Origin of the sequence: Exiguobacterium sp. s145, from assembly GCF_018618835.1 — a bacterium.
Taxonomy (GTDB): Bacteria; Bacillota; Bacilli; order Exiguobacteriales; family Exiguobacteriaceae; genus Exiguobacterium_A; species Exiguobacterium_A artemiae.
Genome location: NZ_JACSMV010000018.1, coordinates 31,504 through 46,214 on the forward strand (window position 1 = coordinate 31,504; position 14,711 = coordinate 46,214).

General features: G+C 47.7%; 16 protein-coding genes. 6 read left to right on the forward strand and 10 right to left on the reverse strand.

What is annotated here, in order from left to right:
- Positions 1–14: 14 nt before the first annotated feature.
- The 5 genes from KNQ07_RS12580 to KNQ07_RS12600 all read right to left on the reverse strand — a co-directional run bounded on the left by KNQ07_RS12580 (position 15) and on the right by KNQ07_RS12600 (position 4,245).
- Positions 15–635 carry a class F sortase gene (locus KNQ07_RS12580; RefSeq protein WP_251139547.1) on the reverse strand — a complete coding sequence of 207 codons (621 nt, stop codon included), beginning with the start codon at positions 633–635 and terminating at the stop codon, positions 15–17.
- Positions 595–1,389, reverse strand: coding sequence for a DUF4397 domain-containing protein (locus KNQ07_RS12585; protein WP_026829490.1), 795 nt, complete (start codon positions 1,387–1,389; stop codon positions 595–597). The genes KNQ07_RS12580 and KNQ07_RS12585 overlap by 41 nt, the downstream gene beginning before the upstream one ends.
- Before the next feature lie 265 nt (positions 1,390–1,654).
- Positions 1,655–2,527 carry an agmatinase gene (gene speB, locus KNQ07_RS12590; RefSeq protein ID WP_028107152.1) on the reverse strand — a complete coding sequence of 291 codons (873 nt, stop codon included), beginning with the start codon at positions 2,525–2,527 and terminating at the stop codon, positions 1,655–1,657.
- Positions 2,528–2,587: 60 nt separating this feature from the next.
- The gene (gene speE / locus KNQ07_RS12595) at positions 2,588–3,427 is read right to left on the reverse strand and encodes a polyamine aminopropyltransferase (RefSeq protein ID WP_012369161.1); all 840 of its coding nucleotides are present in this window, start codon (positions 3,425–3,427) and stop codon (positions 2,588–2,590) included.
- A 143-nt stretch (positions 3,428–3,570) separates the two neighbouring features.
- Positions 3,571–4,245, reverse strand: a complete 675-nt coding sequence (locus tag KNQ07_RS12600) for an NAD(P)H-dependent oxidoreductase (protein ID WP_214767060.1) — start codon at positions 4,243–4,245, stop codon at positions 3,571–3,573.
- Positions 4,246–4,635: 390 nt separating this feature from the next.
- Here KNQ07_RS12600 and KNQ07_RS12605 point away from each other — a divergent pair, with 390 nt between their 5' ends.
- Together KNQ07_RS12605 and KNQ07_RS12610 are read left to right on the forward strand one after the other, a co-directional pair.
- Positions 4,636–6,192 (forward strand): BCCT family transporter, encoded by a 1,557-nt coding sequence (locus KNQ07_RS12605; protein ID WP_214767062.1) that lies wholly within the window; start codon positions 4,636–4,638, stop codon positions 6,190–6,192.
- A 79-nt stretch (positions 6,193–6,271) separates the two neighbouring features.
- The gene (locus tag KNQ07_RS12610) at positions 6,272–7,114 is read left to right on the forward strand and encodes a metallophosphoesterase (RefSeq protein ID WP_251139548.1); all 843 of its coding nucleotides are present in this window, start codon (positions 6,272–6,274) and stop codon (positions 7,112–7,114) included.
- 48 nt (positions 7,115–7,162) lie between these two features.
- On the opposite strand, the gene KNQ07_RS12615 is transcribed toward KNQ07_RS12610, so the two are convergent.
- Together KNQ07_RS12615 and KNQ07_RS12620 are read right to left on the reverse strand one after the other, a co-directional pair.
- Positions 7,163–7,657, reverse strand: a complete 495-nt coding sequence (locus KNQ07_RS12615; protein WP_214767066.1) for a YwhD family protein — start codon at positions 7,655–7,657, stop codon at positions 7,163–7,165.
- Positions 7,658–7,727: 70 nt separating this feature from the next.
- Positions 7,728–8,255 carry a hypothetical protein gene (locus KNQ07_RS12620; protein ID WP_214767068.1) on the reverse strand — a complete coding sequence of 176 codons (528 nt, stop codon included), beginning with the start codon at positions 8,253–8,255 and terminating at the stop codon, positions 7,728–7,730.
- A 138-nt stretch (positions 8,256–8,393) separates the two neighbouring features.
- Between KNQ07_RS12620 and KNQ07_RS12625 the strand changes: the two genes are divergently transcribed.
- A complete protein-coding gene (locus tag KNQ07_RS12625) occupies positions 8,394–8,609 on the forward strand; it encodes a 2-hydroxymuconate tautomerase (protein ID WP_261966348.1) in 216 nt (71 codons plus the stop codon).
- Positions 8,610–8,684: 75 nt separating this feature from the next.
- Positions 8,685–9,314 (forward strand): NAD(P)-dependent oxidoreductase, encoded by a 630-nt coding sequence (locus KNQ07_RS12630; RefSeq protein WP_214767073.1) that lies wholly within the window; start codon positions 8,685–8,687, stop codon positions 9,312–9,314.
- An 86-nt stretch (positions 9,315–9,400) separates the two neighbouring features.
- On the opposite strand, the gene KNQ07_RS12635 is transcribed toward KNQ07_RS12630, so the two are convergent.
- From KNQ07_RS12635 to KNQ07_RS12645, 3 genes are all read right to left on the reverse strand, one after another.
- Positions 9,401–10,579 (reverse strand): NupC/NupG family nucleoside CNT transporter, encoded by a 1,179-nt coding sequence (locus KNQ07_RS12635; protein ID WP_214767075.1) that lies wholly within the window; start codon positions 10,577–10,579, stop codon positions 9,401–9,403.
- Positions 10,580–10,703: 124 nt separating this feature from the next.
- Positions 10,704–11,555 (reverse strand): aminoglycoside phosphotransferase family protein, encoded by an 852-nt coding sequence (locus KNQ07_RS12640; protein WP_214767077.1) that lies wholly within the window; start codon positions 11,553–11,555, stop codon positions 10,704–10,706.
- On the reverse strand, positions 11,552–12,856 hold the full coding sequence (locus tag KNQ07_RS12645; RefSeq protein WP_012369150.1) for an HD domain-containing protein: 1,305 nt from the start codon (positions 12,854–12,856) through the stop codon (positions 11,552–11,554). The genes KNQ07_RS12640 and KNQ07_RS12645 overlap by 4 nt, the downstream gene beginning before the upstream one ends.
- Before the next feature lie 155 nt (positions 12,857–13,011).
- Here KNQ07_RS12645 and lipL point away from each other — a divergent pair, with 155 nt between their 5' ends.
- Complete coding sequence (gene lipL / locus KNQ07_RS12650) at positions 13,012–13,833, forward strand: octanoyl-[GcvH]:protein N-octanoyltransferase (protein WP_012369149.1); 822 nt, start codon at positions 13,012–13,014, stop codon at positions 13,831–13,833.
- A gap of 17 nt (positions 13,834–13,850) precedes the next feature.
- Positions 13,851–14,699, forward strand: a complete 849-nt coding sequence (locus tag KNQ07_RS12655) for a DegV family protein (protein ID WP_012369148.1) — start codon at positions 13,851–13,853, stop codon at positions 14,697–14,699.
- Positions 14,700–14,711: the final 12 nt, after the last annotated feature.

Here is a 14,711-nt window from a genome sequence, read left to right on the forward strand (position 1 = left end):
AGAGGTCCCTTCGTTTATTTTTCCTGTTCAGCCGTCACAACCAATCGCTGATCGTATCCTTTTGATTGGGTAAACGTTCCGACACAGGTAATTAACGTCAAACGTTGCGCCAATGTCGCTCCGAAAATAGAGCCGACCGGTGCCTGATCAACGGGATAAGACATTACGTTCGTCACCACGTATGAAACCTGCTCTCCCGTTTTAGCGCTTACTTCAATCCGGTGTCCCCGTTTCACTTTTGCCAAGTCATAAAAGACAGCCGGACCGTTCGTATCATCTAAATGTCCTGCCAAAATGACATTGCCGGTCTGATTCGCTTTGGCGCCATATCGGTACCAACCGACTTGATCCGTCTGCTCCGGAACATTCATCCGTCCTTTAGCATCTTTTCCAACGACTTCAATTTTTGCATTCACATCGATCGCCGGGATCTTCAAACGATTCGGGATGAATGTTTCGACTGCTTCTGTCTTTGCGTCAGACTTTAGTGCCGGTGACTCGACGACAGGTGTTGCCGGTTCCACAGAGCGTGGAGGCGAAGTTTCCTCCGCTCCGCCGCATCCTGCAAGCAACACGGTGAGTAACAATAAGAGATTACGCGTTTTGTTTACGACGGACGACATAAGCTGTCCCAACCAGCGCTGCTCCAGCAAGTGCTACGAGTGCCCAAGTTGTTGCCATTGATGACGTTTCCGTTGTTCCGCCAAGACCAGTGTCAGGCATCGCTGCCATTTCACCGCCGTCCGGAATCAAGAGAACGTCAAATGCCGGTTCTCCTTCAAGTAAACCGATTGCGAGTGCTGTATAGTTTTTACCGCTGTCGAGCTTGATGCCGTCGAGTGCTTTGACGACATCCGTCGCACCGGCTGGTCGTACTTCAAGGTCATACGTTCCGGCATCGAGTGTGCCGTAGTCTGAGACTTTCGAGAATTCAAGGTCGCTGAAGAGTGGATCTCCGCCTTTTGGTGCGACGTCAACAGCTGGTGCATCCGGTGCAAAGTGAGCGACACGGACCATTGATTTGCCGTCTTCCCCTTTGCCGTTATCTTCCATGACGGCGAGTTTGATATCTGCCAATTTACCGATTGCAGCTACAGAATAGAATTTTCCAGCTTCGATATTGAGTGTTTGAGAAAGTACAGGATCCTTTGTTGTACCGGCTGCGAAGACTTCTACTTTATGTTCTCCGGCTGGGAGTGTGAGATAGTCAGTGACTGCTTTGAATTCTGCTCCGGATACCGCTTTTTTGCCATCGACGGCGATATCCACTGCTGGAGCATCAGGTGAAGCATGAATTACACGAACCATTGCATCGTCCGCCGCGCCTACCGGGAGCACAAAAAGTGCGAATAGCAAAGCAGCTGTGACGAAAGATAAGAGTTTCTTCATCTTTTTTCCACCTTTCATGTCATGATGTATTCCGCTCTCAAACCAACAAATCCGTTTACTGCAGAACTATTACTTCTGTCCAAAAAATATTTTTATCGTGGTGACATCTTAAATTTAAAATAATATTTTTGGGCTGTAAATATCTGAGTGTGCTGATGTTGAGGACAACAGCACATTGCGTTTTCGCTTGAACTGGATGGAATAATCGTTGCCCGGAAAAAAAGGTCAGATTCCGCAAAAACGGATCTGACCTTTTTGTTATCGTTTATTTAATGAACCCGATCATCATTTCACGCAAGACTTTTGCAGCTGCGATTGCCGTCATATCCGATTGATCGTACGCCGGACAAACCTCGACGAGATCGGCTCCGATAACGTCGACATCGGCACGGGCGATCATATGGACGACTTCAAGTAATTCCTTTGTCGTCACGCCGCCGATTTCCTGCGTGCCTGTTCCCGGTGCCGCTGACGGATCAAGGACATCGATATCGATCGTCACGTAGACCTTTTTACCGGCAAGCTTTGGTAAAACGGCTTTCAACGGTTCAACGATTTCGTATTTGAACAGGTTGTAACCGGACGTTTTCGCCCATTCAAACTCTTCTTTCATCCCTGAACGAATCCCGAATGAATAACAGTTTTCCGGTCCAATTAAGTTCGCAATCTTTTTAAGCGGTGTCGAGTGTGACAACGGTTCGCCTTCATACGAATCGCGTAAATCCGTATGCGCATCAAAATGCAGAACGACAAAATCATCGTAATGTTTATCAAAGGCTTTGACGACCGGCCACGTAACGAGGTGTTCGCCGCCCATTCCAAGCGGGAACTTGCCTGCCGTCAATAACGAGTCGACGTATTCTTCAATCATATCAAGTGATTTTTGCGCATTCCCGAACGGCAACGGGATGTCACCGGCGTCAAATAATTTTGCATCGGCGATATCGCCATCAAGATACGGACTGTATTCTTCGAGTCCGAGTGAGACTTCACGGATCCGGGCCGGACCAAACCGTGAACCGGGACGGAAACTGACCGTCCAGTCCATCGGCATACCGTACAACACACCTTTTGCATCTTCGTGAGTCGGTTGACTCGCGATAAACACTTTACCTGAATAAGCTTCATCAAAACGCATCATTATTCCTCCAGTCATAGAAAGGAGTGCCCCTAAAAACGGAACACTCCTGACGTACAATTAAATCGTTAAATCTTTGACGAACTTCGGTAGCGCGAATGCAGCTGTATGAAGTTCCGGTGTATAATATTTCGTTTCGATCTCGTGGAAACGCTCTGGTGCGACTGCGAGCGGATCATGTTTTTTCGATCCGATCGTAAATGTCCACAGACCGCTCGGATACGTCGGAACGTTAGCGATGTAGAGTTTTGTAATCGGGAAGATTTCTTTCACGTCACGTTGTACATCACGGATTAACTCCGGTGTGAACCATGGGTTATCCGACTGAGCGACGAAAATACCGTCTTCTTTTAATGCTTTCGAGATTCCAGAATAGAATCCTTTTGTGAACAGGTTGACGGCCGGACCGACCGGTTCTGTCGAATCGACCATGATGACGTCATACTCATTGACCGCTTCTGCAATATGCATGAACCCGTCTCCAACGATGACTTCAACACGGGCGTCATCGAGACCACCTGCGATGTTTGGTAAATATTTTTTCGAGTATTCGATGACTTTTCCGTCGATTTCGACAAGAACAGCCTTCTCAACAGATGGATGCTTCAAGACTTCACGGATGACTCCGCCGTCTCCTCCACCGACGACCAAAACAGATTTTGGATTCGGGTGTGTGAAGAGTGGGACGTGTGCGACCATTTCGTGATAAACAAACTCATCACGATCTGTCGTCATGACCATTCCGTCAAGTAACAACATTGTACCGAACTCGTCCGTCTCAACCATCTCCAGGCGTTGAAACTCCGTTTGTTCGCTCTCATAAACGTGGTTGACACGGAATGTGATACCGTAATCTTCCGTTTGGTGTTCCGTGAACCATAACTTTAATTTTTGTTCCATTTGCGATAGAACCCCTTTCTTTCATCAAGACAAAAGTTGTTCGTATGCGAGTGGCGTTTACGGCGCTTCTTAATCATACAAATGCGAGTATACCGGACTTTGAAAGAAACTTCTATATAATTCGAAAAAATCCGCCTGTTTTTTTAGTCGACGAACGTGACGATTTCATCGAGGCACCGGCGCTGTTTCGCCCGTTTCGGTTCATCCGCCCGATAACCGAATGCGACCATGACCGGCACAGTGAAAGCAGACCGGTCAAGCACACCGTGCCGTTCGAGAATTTGTTCGACGGCCTGTTGGTCGAACCCTTCGATCGGACACGAGTCGATGCCGATCTGTGCTGCTGTCGACATCATGTTCCCGAGGGCAATATAAGCTTGTTTCGCTGACCAATCAGCCATCGCTTTTTCGTTGTTTCCAATCTTGAAATCTTCTTCGAGGAACAAACCGTACCGTTTCGTCCGGCCGGCTTTCGCTTCATCCGACAGACCGAGTAGATCCATCATATGTGTAACATGCGCCCCGTTCGGTTGCATCTGTTCCCCCGTCCGGGCCAGGAAAATCACATAGTAGCTCGCTGTCGGCAATTGTCCTTGCGCTCCCCAGGAGACCTCACGAATTTCATTTCGAACGGATTCATTTTGAATGACAAGCAGATTCCATGGTTCGTATCCGAAAGAGCTTGGGGAAAGTCGTGCTGTCTCCAAAATAAATGAAAAATCGTCTTCAGTTATTTTTTTCGTCGGATCAAAGGATTTCGTCGCATGGCGGAACTGGAAAGCTTCGATAATCTGTTGTTTTGTCTGGTCGTGGTTCATGAGTGATTCCTCCTACATAATATGATGACTACCTGATACGATATCAAACCCGTTTCACTCCGTCTGTTTTTTTGCTTCATCGATGTATCTTAAGTGCATGTTACAAAACAGGAGAAGCGGGAAATAATAAATAATCCACTTGATTTCATTCTTTCGGTCGTGTTCATTCAGCCCCGTCATTTCAGGTTTTTTTCAGCTTAATATTACTTTGTTCATCACGCTTTCCCTTTCCATCATTACCCATTTCTGTTTGCTAGTTCTGTTCATCTTTGTTACGGTAAGAACTTGCGTGATAAGGTTTTGTTTTTAAATGACACGGGTATTATTAATGTCGTTGTCTAAACGGATTACAAAACTACATGTAAAATTCGAAAGAAGGTGTTGATCACGATGGAAAATAAACGAAAAAGTAAAATTACGAATGTCTTTATCATCTCTGTCATTTTCTGTGTGCTCTTTACCATATGGGGAATCTTGCCTGAATCACTCATTGGTGCCGCAAATCTCGGAAATGTCACAGGCATCGCCCAAAGCTTTGTTTCGAACGGCTTCGGCTGGCTTTATCTTTTTGGTATGAGTGCCTTTTTATTAATTGCTATCTTTCTCATTTTTTCCCGTTTCGGCTCAATCCGACTCGGTAAAGATTCCGATCGTCCGGAATACGGTTTAATTTCCTGGTTCGCGATGCTGTTCAGTGCCGGTATGGGGATTGGTTTAGTCTTTTGGGGTGTCTCAGAACCACTGACCCATTTTCATACCCCCCCGGTCGCGACAAACGACCTGACAGATGCTGCTCCACTCGCCATGCGTTATTCCTTTTTCCACTGGGGTCTGCATCCGTGGGCACTCTATGCGGTCGTCGCCCTCGCCATCGCTTACTCGACGTTCCGTAAAGGACGTCCGGCCACAATCGGTGATACCGTTGCTTCCCTGATGAAACCGAAGTACGAAGCGGCCGGTAAAGGAACGGTTGAAGTACTTGCCATCGTCGCAACTGCATTTGGTGTTGCCACGTCACTCGGTCTCGGAGCCCAACAAATTTCAGGTGGACTTCACTTCCTTGTCGACGGCATCCCGAACTCCTTCATGACCCAATTAATCATCATTTTAGTCGTATCCGTCCTCTATATGATGAGTGCCGCTTCCGGTCTTGATAAAGGAATCGTCCGCTTGAGCAACGCCAATATTGTCTTGGCGATCCTCTTGATGGTTGGGGTTCTGTTCCTCGGACCGTTCAGCTTCATCATGGATCTGTTTGTTCAAACGACAGGTGCTTACTTGCAAAACCTACCGACAATGAGCTTCCGGGCGTCAGCCTTCAATCCCGATGAACGAGGATGGATCAATGACTGGACAATCTTCTACTGGGCATGGTGGATTTCCTGGTCGCCGTTCGTCGGAACGTTCATCGCCCGTGTCTCAAAAGGACGGACGATTCGTGAGTTCGTTCTTGGTATCATGCTCGTACCGACGATTTTCGGTTTACTGTGGTTCTCCGTCTTCGGTGGATCCGCGATCTGGAACGAACTGTTCAATAATGTTGATCTCATTTCAACGGTCAACGAAAAAGGGGTCGAAACCGGTATGTTCGCCTTGTTCGAAACATTCGGTGGTCTCGGAACATTCCTCAGTATCATTGCTGTCTTCTTGATCACGACGTTCTTCATCACGTCTGCCGACTCCGCGACATATGTCCTTGGGATGTTATCTTCCGGCGGTAGTCTGTTGCCGAGTCTCCGCATCAAGTTGACTTGGGGAATCATCCAGTCATCGATTGCAGCTGTTCTCCTGTACTCAGGTGGACTCAGCGCCTTGCAGGCCGCAGCCGTTCTTGCCGCCTTCCCGTTCATCTTCGTCGTCGGGATGATGGTCATTGCCCTGTTCATGGATCTGTCCAATGAACCGGACGCTGCGAAATCAGCCGACGAGTTGAAAAAAGAAGCCTAACTGCAGTCAGACCCTGTCTTCCGTCATGCGGAAGTCAGGGTCTTTTTGGTATGCTGAATATAAGAAAAGGGGTGAGGACTTGCGCGTCAAGAAAAAATGGTTTATTCCCATCGGCATTCTCGCTCTCAGCAGCTGGTTTTTGTACCGGGAAAATAATCAAATCGACACGACGGCAGTAACGGTTCAATCGGATAAATTACCTGCCGCGTTTAATGACTATAAGATTTTACAGATTGCCGATTTGCATGGTAAATCCTTTGGTTCCCGTCAAAAGGTTCTTTTGAAAAAAGTGAATAAACTGCAGCCGGATGTCATCTTAATGACGGGTGACTTGATTGATTCCAGACGAAACGGAGAAGAAGAAGCCCTCCTGCTGATGAAACAACTGACACCGGACTATCCGGTTTATTTCGTGACAGGCAATCATGAAGTCCGTCTGAATTTGACGATTTTACCGAAGCTTGAACGACTTGGTGTCACCGTTCTTCGCAATACGTCCGTTCCGCTTGAACGAGACGGTCAGTTCATTGAGTTGCTTGGAATTGACGATCCGACGACGACCCGCTGGAGTGACGGACTGCAGGAGCCGGATGGCATCCGGCAAAGCCTCGATCAAGCCCAGTCGACCGCCGACACACGTGCCTTCCAGCTGTTGATGGCGCACCGCCCGGAATATTTACCATTGTACGCGGAACGAAAAATCGATTTGGTGTTATCCGGTCATGCCCACGGCGGACAGATCCGGTTGCCGTTCACGGACGGCATGTATGCTCCCGGTCAAGGATTTTTCCCTGAACTGACAGCCGGACAGCATGAAATGGAAAAAACACGGCTGATCATCAGCCGTGGGCTCGGCAACAGCTTATTTCCGTTCCGAATCTTTAATCACCCCGAATTGATTGTCGTGACGTTACGCAAATAATCAATCAAAAAAAAGTGCCAACTCTTTCACAGAGTCGGCACTTTTATTTTAAGCGAGTGCTTCATGCAATTCCGGTTCAGCATTTTGCCACATCTCCGGTTTGTGTGTTTGCAGGAAATCGCGCAACAAGTGTTTCGATGTCTCGTCCATATGATCGACGACAATCCGTCCTTTTAACGATTTATCCATCTTATTGACATGATCTGCTAAAATCTTAAAGCCGCGTCGTGCTTCGACATCAACTAACAGGTCACATGCTGCGACGCCACCGTAATAAAATCCTTCCGGTTTCCGGCCGACCGTCACCCAAACGATCCAGTACAGCTTCCCGTTTGGTGAATCCGCCTTGTCCGTCGTGAATTTAATCCGTTTCTCGATGGCTGCCTTCGCATGCATTGCACCCATATCGATATAGGCTTCACCGTCTTCCGGTGAGATGATGACCGGTGACATGCTGTTCAGACTAAGTGTTCCGACACCAAATCCGCCATGCCCGTCCGTTGAGTTATCTGAAATGATATTGAAGTTAATTTTCTTTTCCATCGTTTACTTGTCCCCTTTTACTACTGTTGCTTCTATCATACCGCATCCAACAGTCGGTGCAAGCCTTCGTTTACCGTTTGAGTATCTCGAGCTGCTCCCGGGTGACACGACGGATCGTTGGTAACCGCAGACATTCGAGGGACGTGAGCTCTTCGTGAGCGGGTGGATTCAGCTCTTCCAGTTGCACCAATGCCCGGTCATACAATGTTTGCGAGGCACGACCGAACAGAACAATCCGCTCCAGTGATGAACATTTCGAACGAATCGCCCGTAATTGCTTGGCCAGTTCCCGAATCCGCTCTGCCAACTCGTCTTCGATGTCAGGTGTCGGTTTACGATTTTGAAAAATCGGTTTGAAGCGGTCCTCATCCCGAAGCAACGTCAACATCCCGTAGCGTTTTGCTTCTTCATTTCCGACAAGCGCTGCCAATTCCTTATCCGTTACGAGCCGTCCAAACGGAATATTTTGATCAAACAAAACATCTGCGACTTCGAGACCTTTTGCGCCTGATAACGGGTATGTGTTGTCTTCTGGTAAAGCGCGGTCAAAAATCAGTAGCGTATGGATTTTTTTACGAATCACCGGTTCCATTTCCATGCTCTCACCTCATCCTCATCATTTCTTAAGTACCTATTTCTTGCTTCCGACAGACTACTCCTGTTCTATACCCATCTTTTCCAATTTCCATGTACGGTTTGACGGAACCCGGGTGACGTACGGTATACTGATGGCGTATTGTACTTATGCCAGAAGGAGGAATTTTACATGCCTTACGTTACCGTAAAAATGTTAGCCGGACGCACGGTGGAACAAAAACGCGCATTGATCGAGAAAGTCACAGCGGCCGTTTCTGAATCCGTCGATGCACCAAAAGAAAATATCACCGTTTTCATCGAAGAGATGGAAAAAACCGATTACGGTCAAGCCGGCGTCATGTTTTCTGACAAATAAACACTCTTCAGGAGGAATGATCTAATCCATCGTTCCTCCTGTTCCATATACTTATGACAGAAAGGATGAATCATCATGGCAACCTTCAGCTTACTGGGTGCGACAGGACGAACCGGTCGACCGTTGCTTGATCTTTTGCTCGAAGAAGGGCATAAGGTCCAAGCCCTCGTCCGTTCAAGACAACACGAATTACCGCACCATCCCAACCTGACAATTTTGGAAGGTGATGCGACGGATGCTGATGCTTTGGAACGTGTCATTCAAGGGACGAGCGCCGTCTTCAGTTGTTTAGGAACGGATCAAAAACAGATTCTTTCGGTCGCCGTACCGCATCTCGTCACGAAGATGAAAGAACAGCAGATCGAACGAATTGTCTTCGTCGGGACAGCCGGCATCCTTGATGCTTCGGAAGAGCCGGGAAAATACCGGTTCCAGTCCAGTGAATCCCGCCGGCGCTCGACGATTGCGGCTGAAGACCATCTGAAAGCGTATTTAACGTTAAAGGATGCGGATGTCGACTATACGATCATTTGCCCGACACAACTCGTCGAAGAAGATGCAATCGAGGACGTCTTGATTGAATCCAATCGATTCACGCATGAAACCGGACCGATTCCAAGAATGAATGTCGCCCGCTTCGCTTACGAAGTGTACGCCGAAGGACTGTTCCATCATGAACGGGTCGGTATTGCTTCACGCGGCTAAAAATAGTAGAAACCAAAAGCAGGACCCGATTTCTAGTCGGGTCCTGCTTTGTTTAAGAAATGACAGCTCTGCCAGTCGTATACGATTTAGAGTAAGATACTGACGACGATTGCCGTCAAGACACTGACGAGTGTTGCTCCGTAAAGTAATTTCAGTCCGAAGCTCGCTGCAACACTTCCTTGACGATCGTCGAGTCCTTTGACAGCACCCGCGATGATCCCGATTGACGAGAAATTGGCGAATGAAATCAAGAAAACGGAAACGATTCCAAGTGTCCGTGCCGAGAATTCTTTTGCGTATTCAGGCAGGCTGAGCATCGCGACGAATTCGTTTGTAATCAATTTCGTGGCCATGATACTACCGGCACTGACTGCTTCCGCCCATGGAATCCCCATGATGAAAGCGAATGGTGCGAAGATGTAACCGAGAATATCCTGGAACGAGATACCGAGAACCATCAAGAAGATATCGTTGACCATGCCGATCAAAGCATTGTATCCGATCAACATCGCACCGACGATGATGGCAACTTTGAATCCATCCACGATGTATTCGCCGAGCATTTCGAAGAACGTTTGTTTTTCTTCAACGATTTCCAAAATGTCTTCTTTTGGATCAACTGTATACGGATTGATGATTGAAACGATCATGAATCCACCAAATAAGTTCAAGACGATTGCTGTGACGACATATTTCGGTTCGACCATCGTCATGTATGCACCGACGATTGACATTGAAACCGTCGACATCGCCGACGCACATAATGTATACAAACGATTCGGCGGTAATTTACCGATTTGCTTTTTAACCGTAATGAAAACTTCTGATTGACCGATTGCTGCTGATGCTACGGCGTTATATGACTCAAGTCGTCCCATTCCGTTAATTTTCGAAAGGACGAACCCGACTCCGCGCATTAAGAGCGGCAGGATTTTCGTGAACTGCAAAATTCCGATTAAAGCCGAGATGAAAACGATTGGCAACAGGACGTTGATGAAAAATGGTTGCGCGCCTTCATTCGCTAATCCACCGAAGACGAAGTTGATGCCGATCGCGGCATAACTGAGCAATTTTTCGAACACTTGAGCGATCCCTTTAATGACGATATAGCCGAATGACGTGTTCAACAGAATATATCCCAGGACAAGCTGAAGCACTAGCATGACCGCAAGCGGTTTCAATTTGATGCTTTTACGATTACTGCTGACAAGGTATGCCAAACCAAACACGATGACAAGTCCCAGTATTGCGATTAAATATTTCACGAACTATCCCTCAATCCATAGTTTATTTTATCAGTTGTACATAAGTACGAGGTCTGACGTTCAATCTCTTTCCCAAGTACTACAATAATCAACATTCGGAAGAACTGCAAGGGGTAAAGTTCATTTAGTAACCGCTTTCGTCATTTTCATAAACTTTCAATACAATGTTTTCCATCCGTTCCCGAACATTGCCCTGACTGATGTTTGCCTTCCCATATGCTTTCCAACCGGGATAAACATTGAGGGTGTCCGGTTCAAAGTCAAAAACAGCTGTTAAATCCCATTTCCGATCGTACGAAAATCCACTGTATGCAATATATTCAGCTAAAAATTGATCTGCTGCTTCGACCGATTCAAGCAACACCAGATTTAATCGGCAATGGGCGACATCTGCTTCAATGGGTCCAACACAGCCACTAATCCAATCGACTACGTTATACTTTTCAGCTGATTCGTATAACACATTGACCGGATGAAAATCACGGTGGATGAATCGAACTTGTTGACTCGTTGCCGGCGGTTCTGCCACAGCCCGTTGCCACATCTCCTTTTGAACTGCCCAAAAAGGAACCGTTCGCTTTGTCACGTATGGTGCATACTGGTACCGGGCTTCTGGAACCGGCAGTTGATGAATCGCAACTAACGTTTTTGCCAATTGTTTGAGGTACGCTCGATTTAACGGTTCGAGTCGGACTTCTCCCGGTAAACACGTCATTTGAATCCATGGGGGAATCTCCCCCTCCCACGTCAATTGATAATTTTCGACATCCGGTCCTAATCTACCGGTCGCCCGTAACGCAAAGACCTCGTGCGCGACGAGGTCCGGTTCCTGCTCTAGCCAGGCAGGATTGGTATGAATTCGAAAAACACTATCCCCCGCTCGAAACACGTACGAGGAAGTCGCTCCTTTTAAAGGGATAACCGCTTTCCCTTCCAAGCCGGCATACTTTAAGATGGTTGCGATGATATTGTTCATATTTCTTCTCCAAGTAACAATTGATCGATTTGCATCTTCTCGTTCGCAAATTCCCGTAAGTCATGCAGGATTTCCTGCGGGAAAAATAGCTTTTCATCCGTTTGCCGTGAGTTGGCAATCGCTTGAACAAGCGGTGAGACTTGCGAAATCTCTTTCATCTGACCATTTTTCATCTGCAGCATGATCGGTTGTTTACTGATTTCGCCATTATCTCCATATAAGTCGTACGGCAGGCGGCTGAGCTTGTCTTCGAGCAGATAATAAGTGGGATCGAGCCCGATTTTTTCAAATAACGTACACAGTTTCTCATGGACAAGGGCGCGTTTTTCTGCCGGATAATCGACGTATTTAAATAATTTCCGGTCAACGAACCGTCGCGCCAGATCACTTAACACCGTATCCTCTTCTTCCGCCCACTGTTGGAAGTAGAAATAGACGATGGTTTCGTCTAGTGCCAGATAGTTTTTTAAGGACATCTCCTTCGTAAAGAGCGGACTTAAATGAACCGGATCAATCGTAAACGCGTACTCGCTCGTATACAGTTCTTTTGCCCGTTCAAGAATCGCTTTTAATAAATAGTCGCTCGACCGTGTGACCGGATGGAGATAGACCTGCCAGTACATCTGATAACGGCGCATGATGTAATCTTCGATCGAGTGCATCCCGGATTGCTTGACGACCATCTGATTCGGTGCCGGACGCAGGACACGCAGCATCCGTTCGAGATCAAACTTTCCGTAGCTGACACCGGCAAAATGGGCATCCCGCAACAAGTAATCCATCCGGTCGACATCAAGCTGGGAACTGATCATCGTCACAAGCAATTGATTCGGATGGGTTTTATTGATGATTGAGGCGACTTCTTCCGCAAACCCTTCCCCGACCTGATCGAGGACCTGTTTGATTTCCGTATCCCCGAGGATGATTCGTTCTGTCCATTCTTCGTGATCGACACCAAAGACGTTTTCGAAAGCATGGGAGAACGGTCCGTGCCCGACGTCGTGTAACAGGGCCGCGACCAGTGTCAGCTCCCGGTACTGGTCGTCCCAGTCCGCCCGGCCGTTAAAGACGTCAATCAGTTGCCGGGTAATCTCATATACACCAAGCGAATGATGGAACCGTGTGTGCTCCGCTCCATGAAATGTCAAAAATGACGTTCCCAGTTGTTTGATCCGGCGCAAACGCTGAAATTCCTTCGTTCCGATCAATTGCCAGATCAATTGGTCGCTGACATAGATATAGCGATGAACGGGATCTTTGAATACTTTCGTTTCCTTTAATTGTCCCAGTGACTGATACATACACTCTCTCCTTTAATGGCTCGTTCTCTGTCGTTATAGTTCATAGTTCGGTTTGAAACGGTCCGTTCCTGTTGCTTCACTGGCTTCTTATTAAAAAGTTTACATTGTCGTATGCTATAATAATGTCGCAAATCTAGAAAAAAAGGAACGAGCCTATGGGAATCGAACTCTTAAAACAAGAACATTATCGTATTTTTGATCAAACGTCACTCGGAAACACCTTTCATGCCACACAATCGTTTGCGATGGACGATACATTGTGCGCCTCCGTCGCTACAGAAGGTGCCGCCATCCGTTCCTGGGTCCACCACGAAACGGTTGTCCTCGGGATTCAAGATGCACGCCTCCCTCACCTCGATGATGGGATCGACGTCTTACACGCCCATGGTTTCCAGCCGGTCATCCGCAATTCCGGCGGGCTTGCCGTTGTCCTTGATGCCGGTGTTCTGAACATCTCGCTTGTCCTTCCAGAACGTGGCGGAATCGATATCGACAGCGGTTATGAAGCGATGCTCGCACTTGTCCGTCGGATGTTCGCCGAAGAGACCGATGCTATCAATGCCGGCGAAGTCGTCGGATCCTATTGTCCGGGATCGTATGATTTATCGATTGCCGGCAAAAAGTTTGCTGGGATTTCACAGCGGCGTGTCCGCGGTGGCGTCGCCGTTCAAATTTATCTCTGCGTGAACGGCAGTGGCAGTGCCCGGGCGCAACTTGTCCGTGATTTTTATGCTGCCGCCCTGCAAGGGGAAACGACCAAGTTCGTGTATCCGACAGTCGTTCCGGAAACAATGGCCTCTTTAGAAGAGCTATTGCAACGTCCTTTGACGGTCGAAGACTGCTTGGTACGTGTTTACCGCTCTTTGATGGAACTTGGCGCGACACTCACGCCGTCTGTCCTGAGCGAAGTCGAAAACGAACGCTTCGGTGTAAACCTGGGTCGGATGTTGGATCGAAATGAAAAAGTCCTAGGTTGATAAAGGAGAGAACGAACATGGTACGTTTTATTACTGACAGCGGTGCCGATGCACCCAAAGAATTACTCGACGCGTACGGCTTCACGGTGATGCCGTTCGGCGTATTGATTGACGAAGAAACATTTTTCGACGGCGAATCGATTTCACCGGTCGAACTATATGAAAAAATGCGGAACGGGGCGGCACCAAAGACGTTTCAGGTCGAAGTGTCACGGATGGTCGAAGTCTTTACAGAACACTTTAAACAAGGTGAACCGTTTCTCTATCTGGCATTTTCCAGTGAATTGTCCGGGACGTATCAAACGGCGACGATGCTCGCAGCAGAACTTGCTGAAACGTATCCGGATGTCCCCTATGCGATCATCAATACGAAAACAGCCTCGACCGGTCAAGGACTGTTCGTGTTAGATGTCGCTGAGTTTTCAAAGACACACAACTTCGAAGAAACCAAAGCGTATGCCGAGCAAAAAGTAAATACAATCCGTCATTTGTTTACGGTTGAATCGCTGGAATACCTGATGCGCGGCGGCCGTGTTTCGCGGGCCAGTGCCTTCATCGGCGGTCTGCTGTCGATTCTTCCGCTTTTGACGGTCGAAGACGGGAAACTGATTCCGAAAGAAAAGATCCGCGGTCAGAAAAAAGTCATGAACCGGATTGTCGAATGGATGGAAGAAGCACGTCCATCCATTGATGGACACCGGATCATCATCGGTCATGGCGATTCAATCGAACGGGCGGAACAACTGAAACAGTTGATCGAAGCCCAATTCTCACCGAGTGAAGTCTTGATTACGATTGCCGGAGCGGCGATCGGTTCTCACACTGGTCCCGGATTAATCGTCATCGGCTATGATTTACCGGCCTGATTCGTCATTAAA

Coding starts and splice junctions, on each gene's coding strand:
- speE (WP_012369161.1), bottom strand. CDS start 3,427: ATGGAACAAAAATTAAAGTTATGGTTCACGGAACACCAAACGGAAGAT.
- KNQ07_RS12640 (WP_214767077.1), bottom strand. CDS start 11,555: ATGAACAATATCATCGCAACCATCTTAAAGTATGCCGGCTTGGAAGGG.
- KNQ07_RS12630 (WP_214767073.1), top strand. CDS start 8,685: ATGGCAACCTTCAGCTTACTGGGTGCGACAGGACGAACCGGTCGACCG.
- KNQ07_RS12600 (WP_214767060.1), bottom strand. CDS start 4,245: ATGAACCACGACCAGACAAAACAACAGATTATCGAAGCTTTCCAGTTC.
- KNQ07_RS12605 (WP_214767062.1), top strand. CDS start 4,636: ATGGAAAATAAACGAAAAAGTAAAATTACGAATGTCTTTATCATCTCT.
- KNQ07_RS12655 (WP_012369148.1), top strand. CDS start 13,851: ATGGTACGTTTTATTACTGACAGCGGTGCCGATGCACCCAAAGAATTA.
- KNQ07_RS12645 (WP_012369150.1), bottom strand. CDS start 12,856: ATGTATCAGTCACTGGGACAATTAAAGGAAACGAAAGTATTCAAAGAT.
- KNQ07_RS12615 (WP_214767066.1), bottom strand. CDS start 7,657: ATGGAAAAGAAAATTAACTTCAATATCATTTCAGATAACTCAACGGAC.
- speB (WP_028107152.1), bottom strand. CDS start 2,527: ATGCGTTTTGATGAAGCTTATTCAGGTAAAGTGTTTATCGCGAGTCAA.
- KNQ07_RS12620 (WP_214767068.1), bottom strand. CDS start 8,255: ATGGAAATGGAACCGGTGATTCGTAAAAAAATCCATACGCTACTGATT.
- lipL (WP_012369149.1), top strand. CDS start 13,012: ATGGGAATCGAACTCTTAAAACAAGAACATTATCGTATTTTTGATCAA.
- KNQ07_RS12585 (WP_026829490.1), bottom strand. CDS start 1,389: ATGAAGAAACTCTTATCTTTCGTCACAGCTGCTTTGCTATTCGCACTT.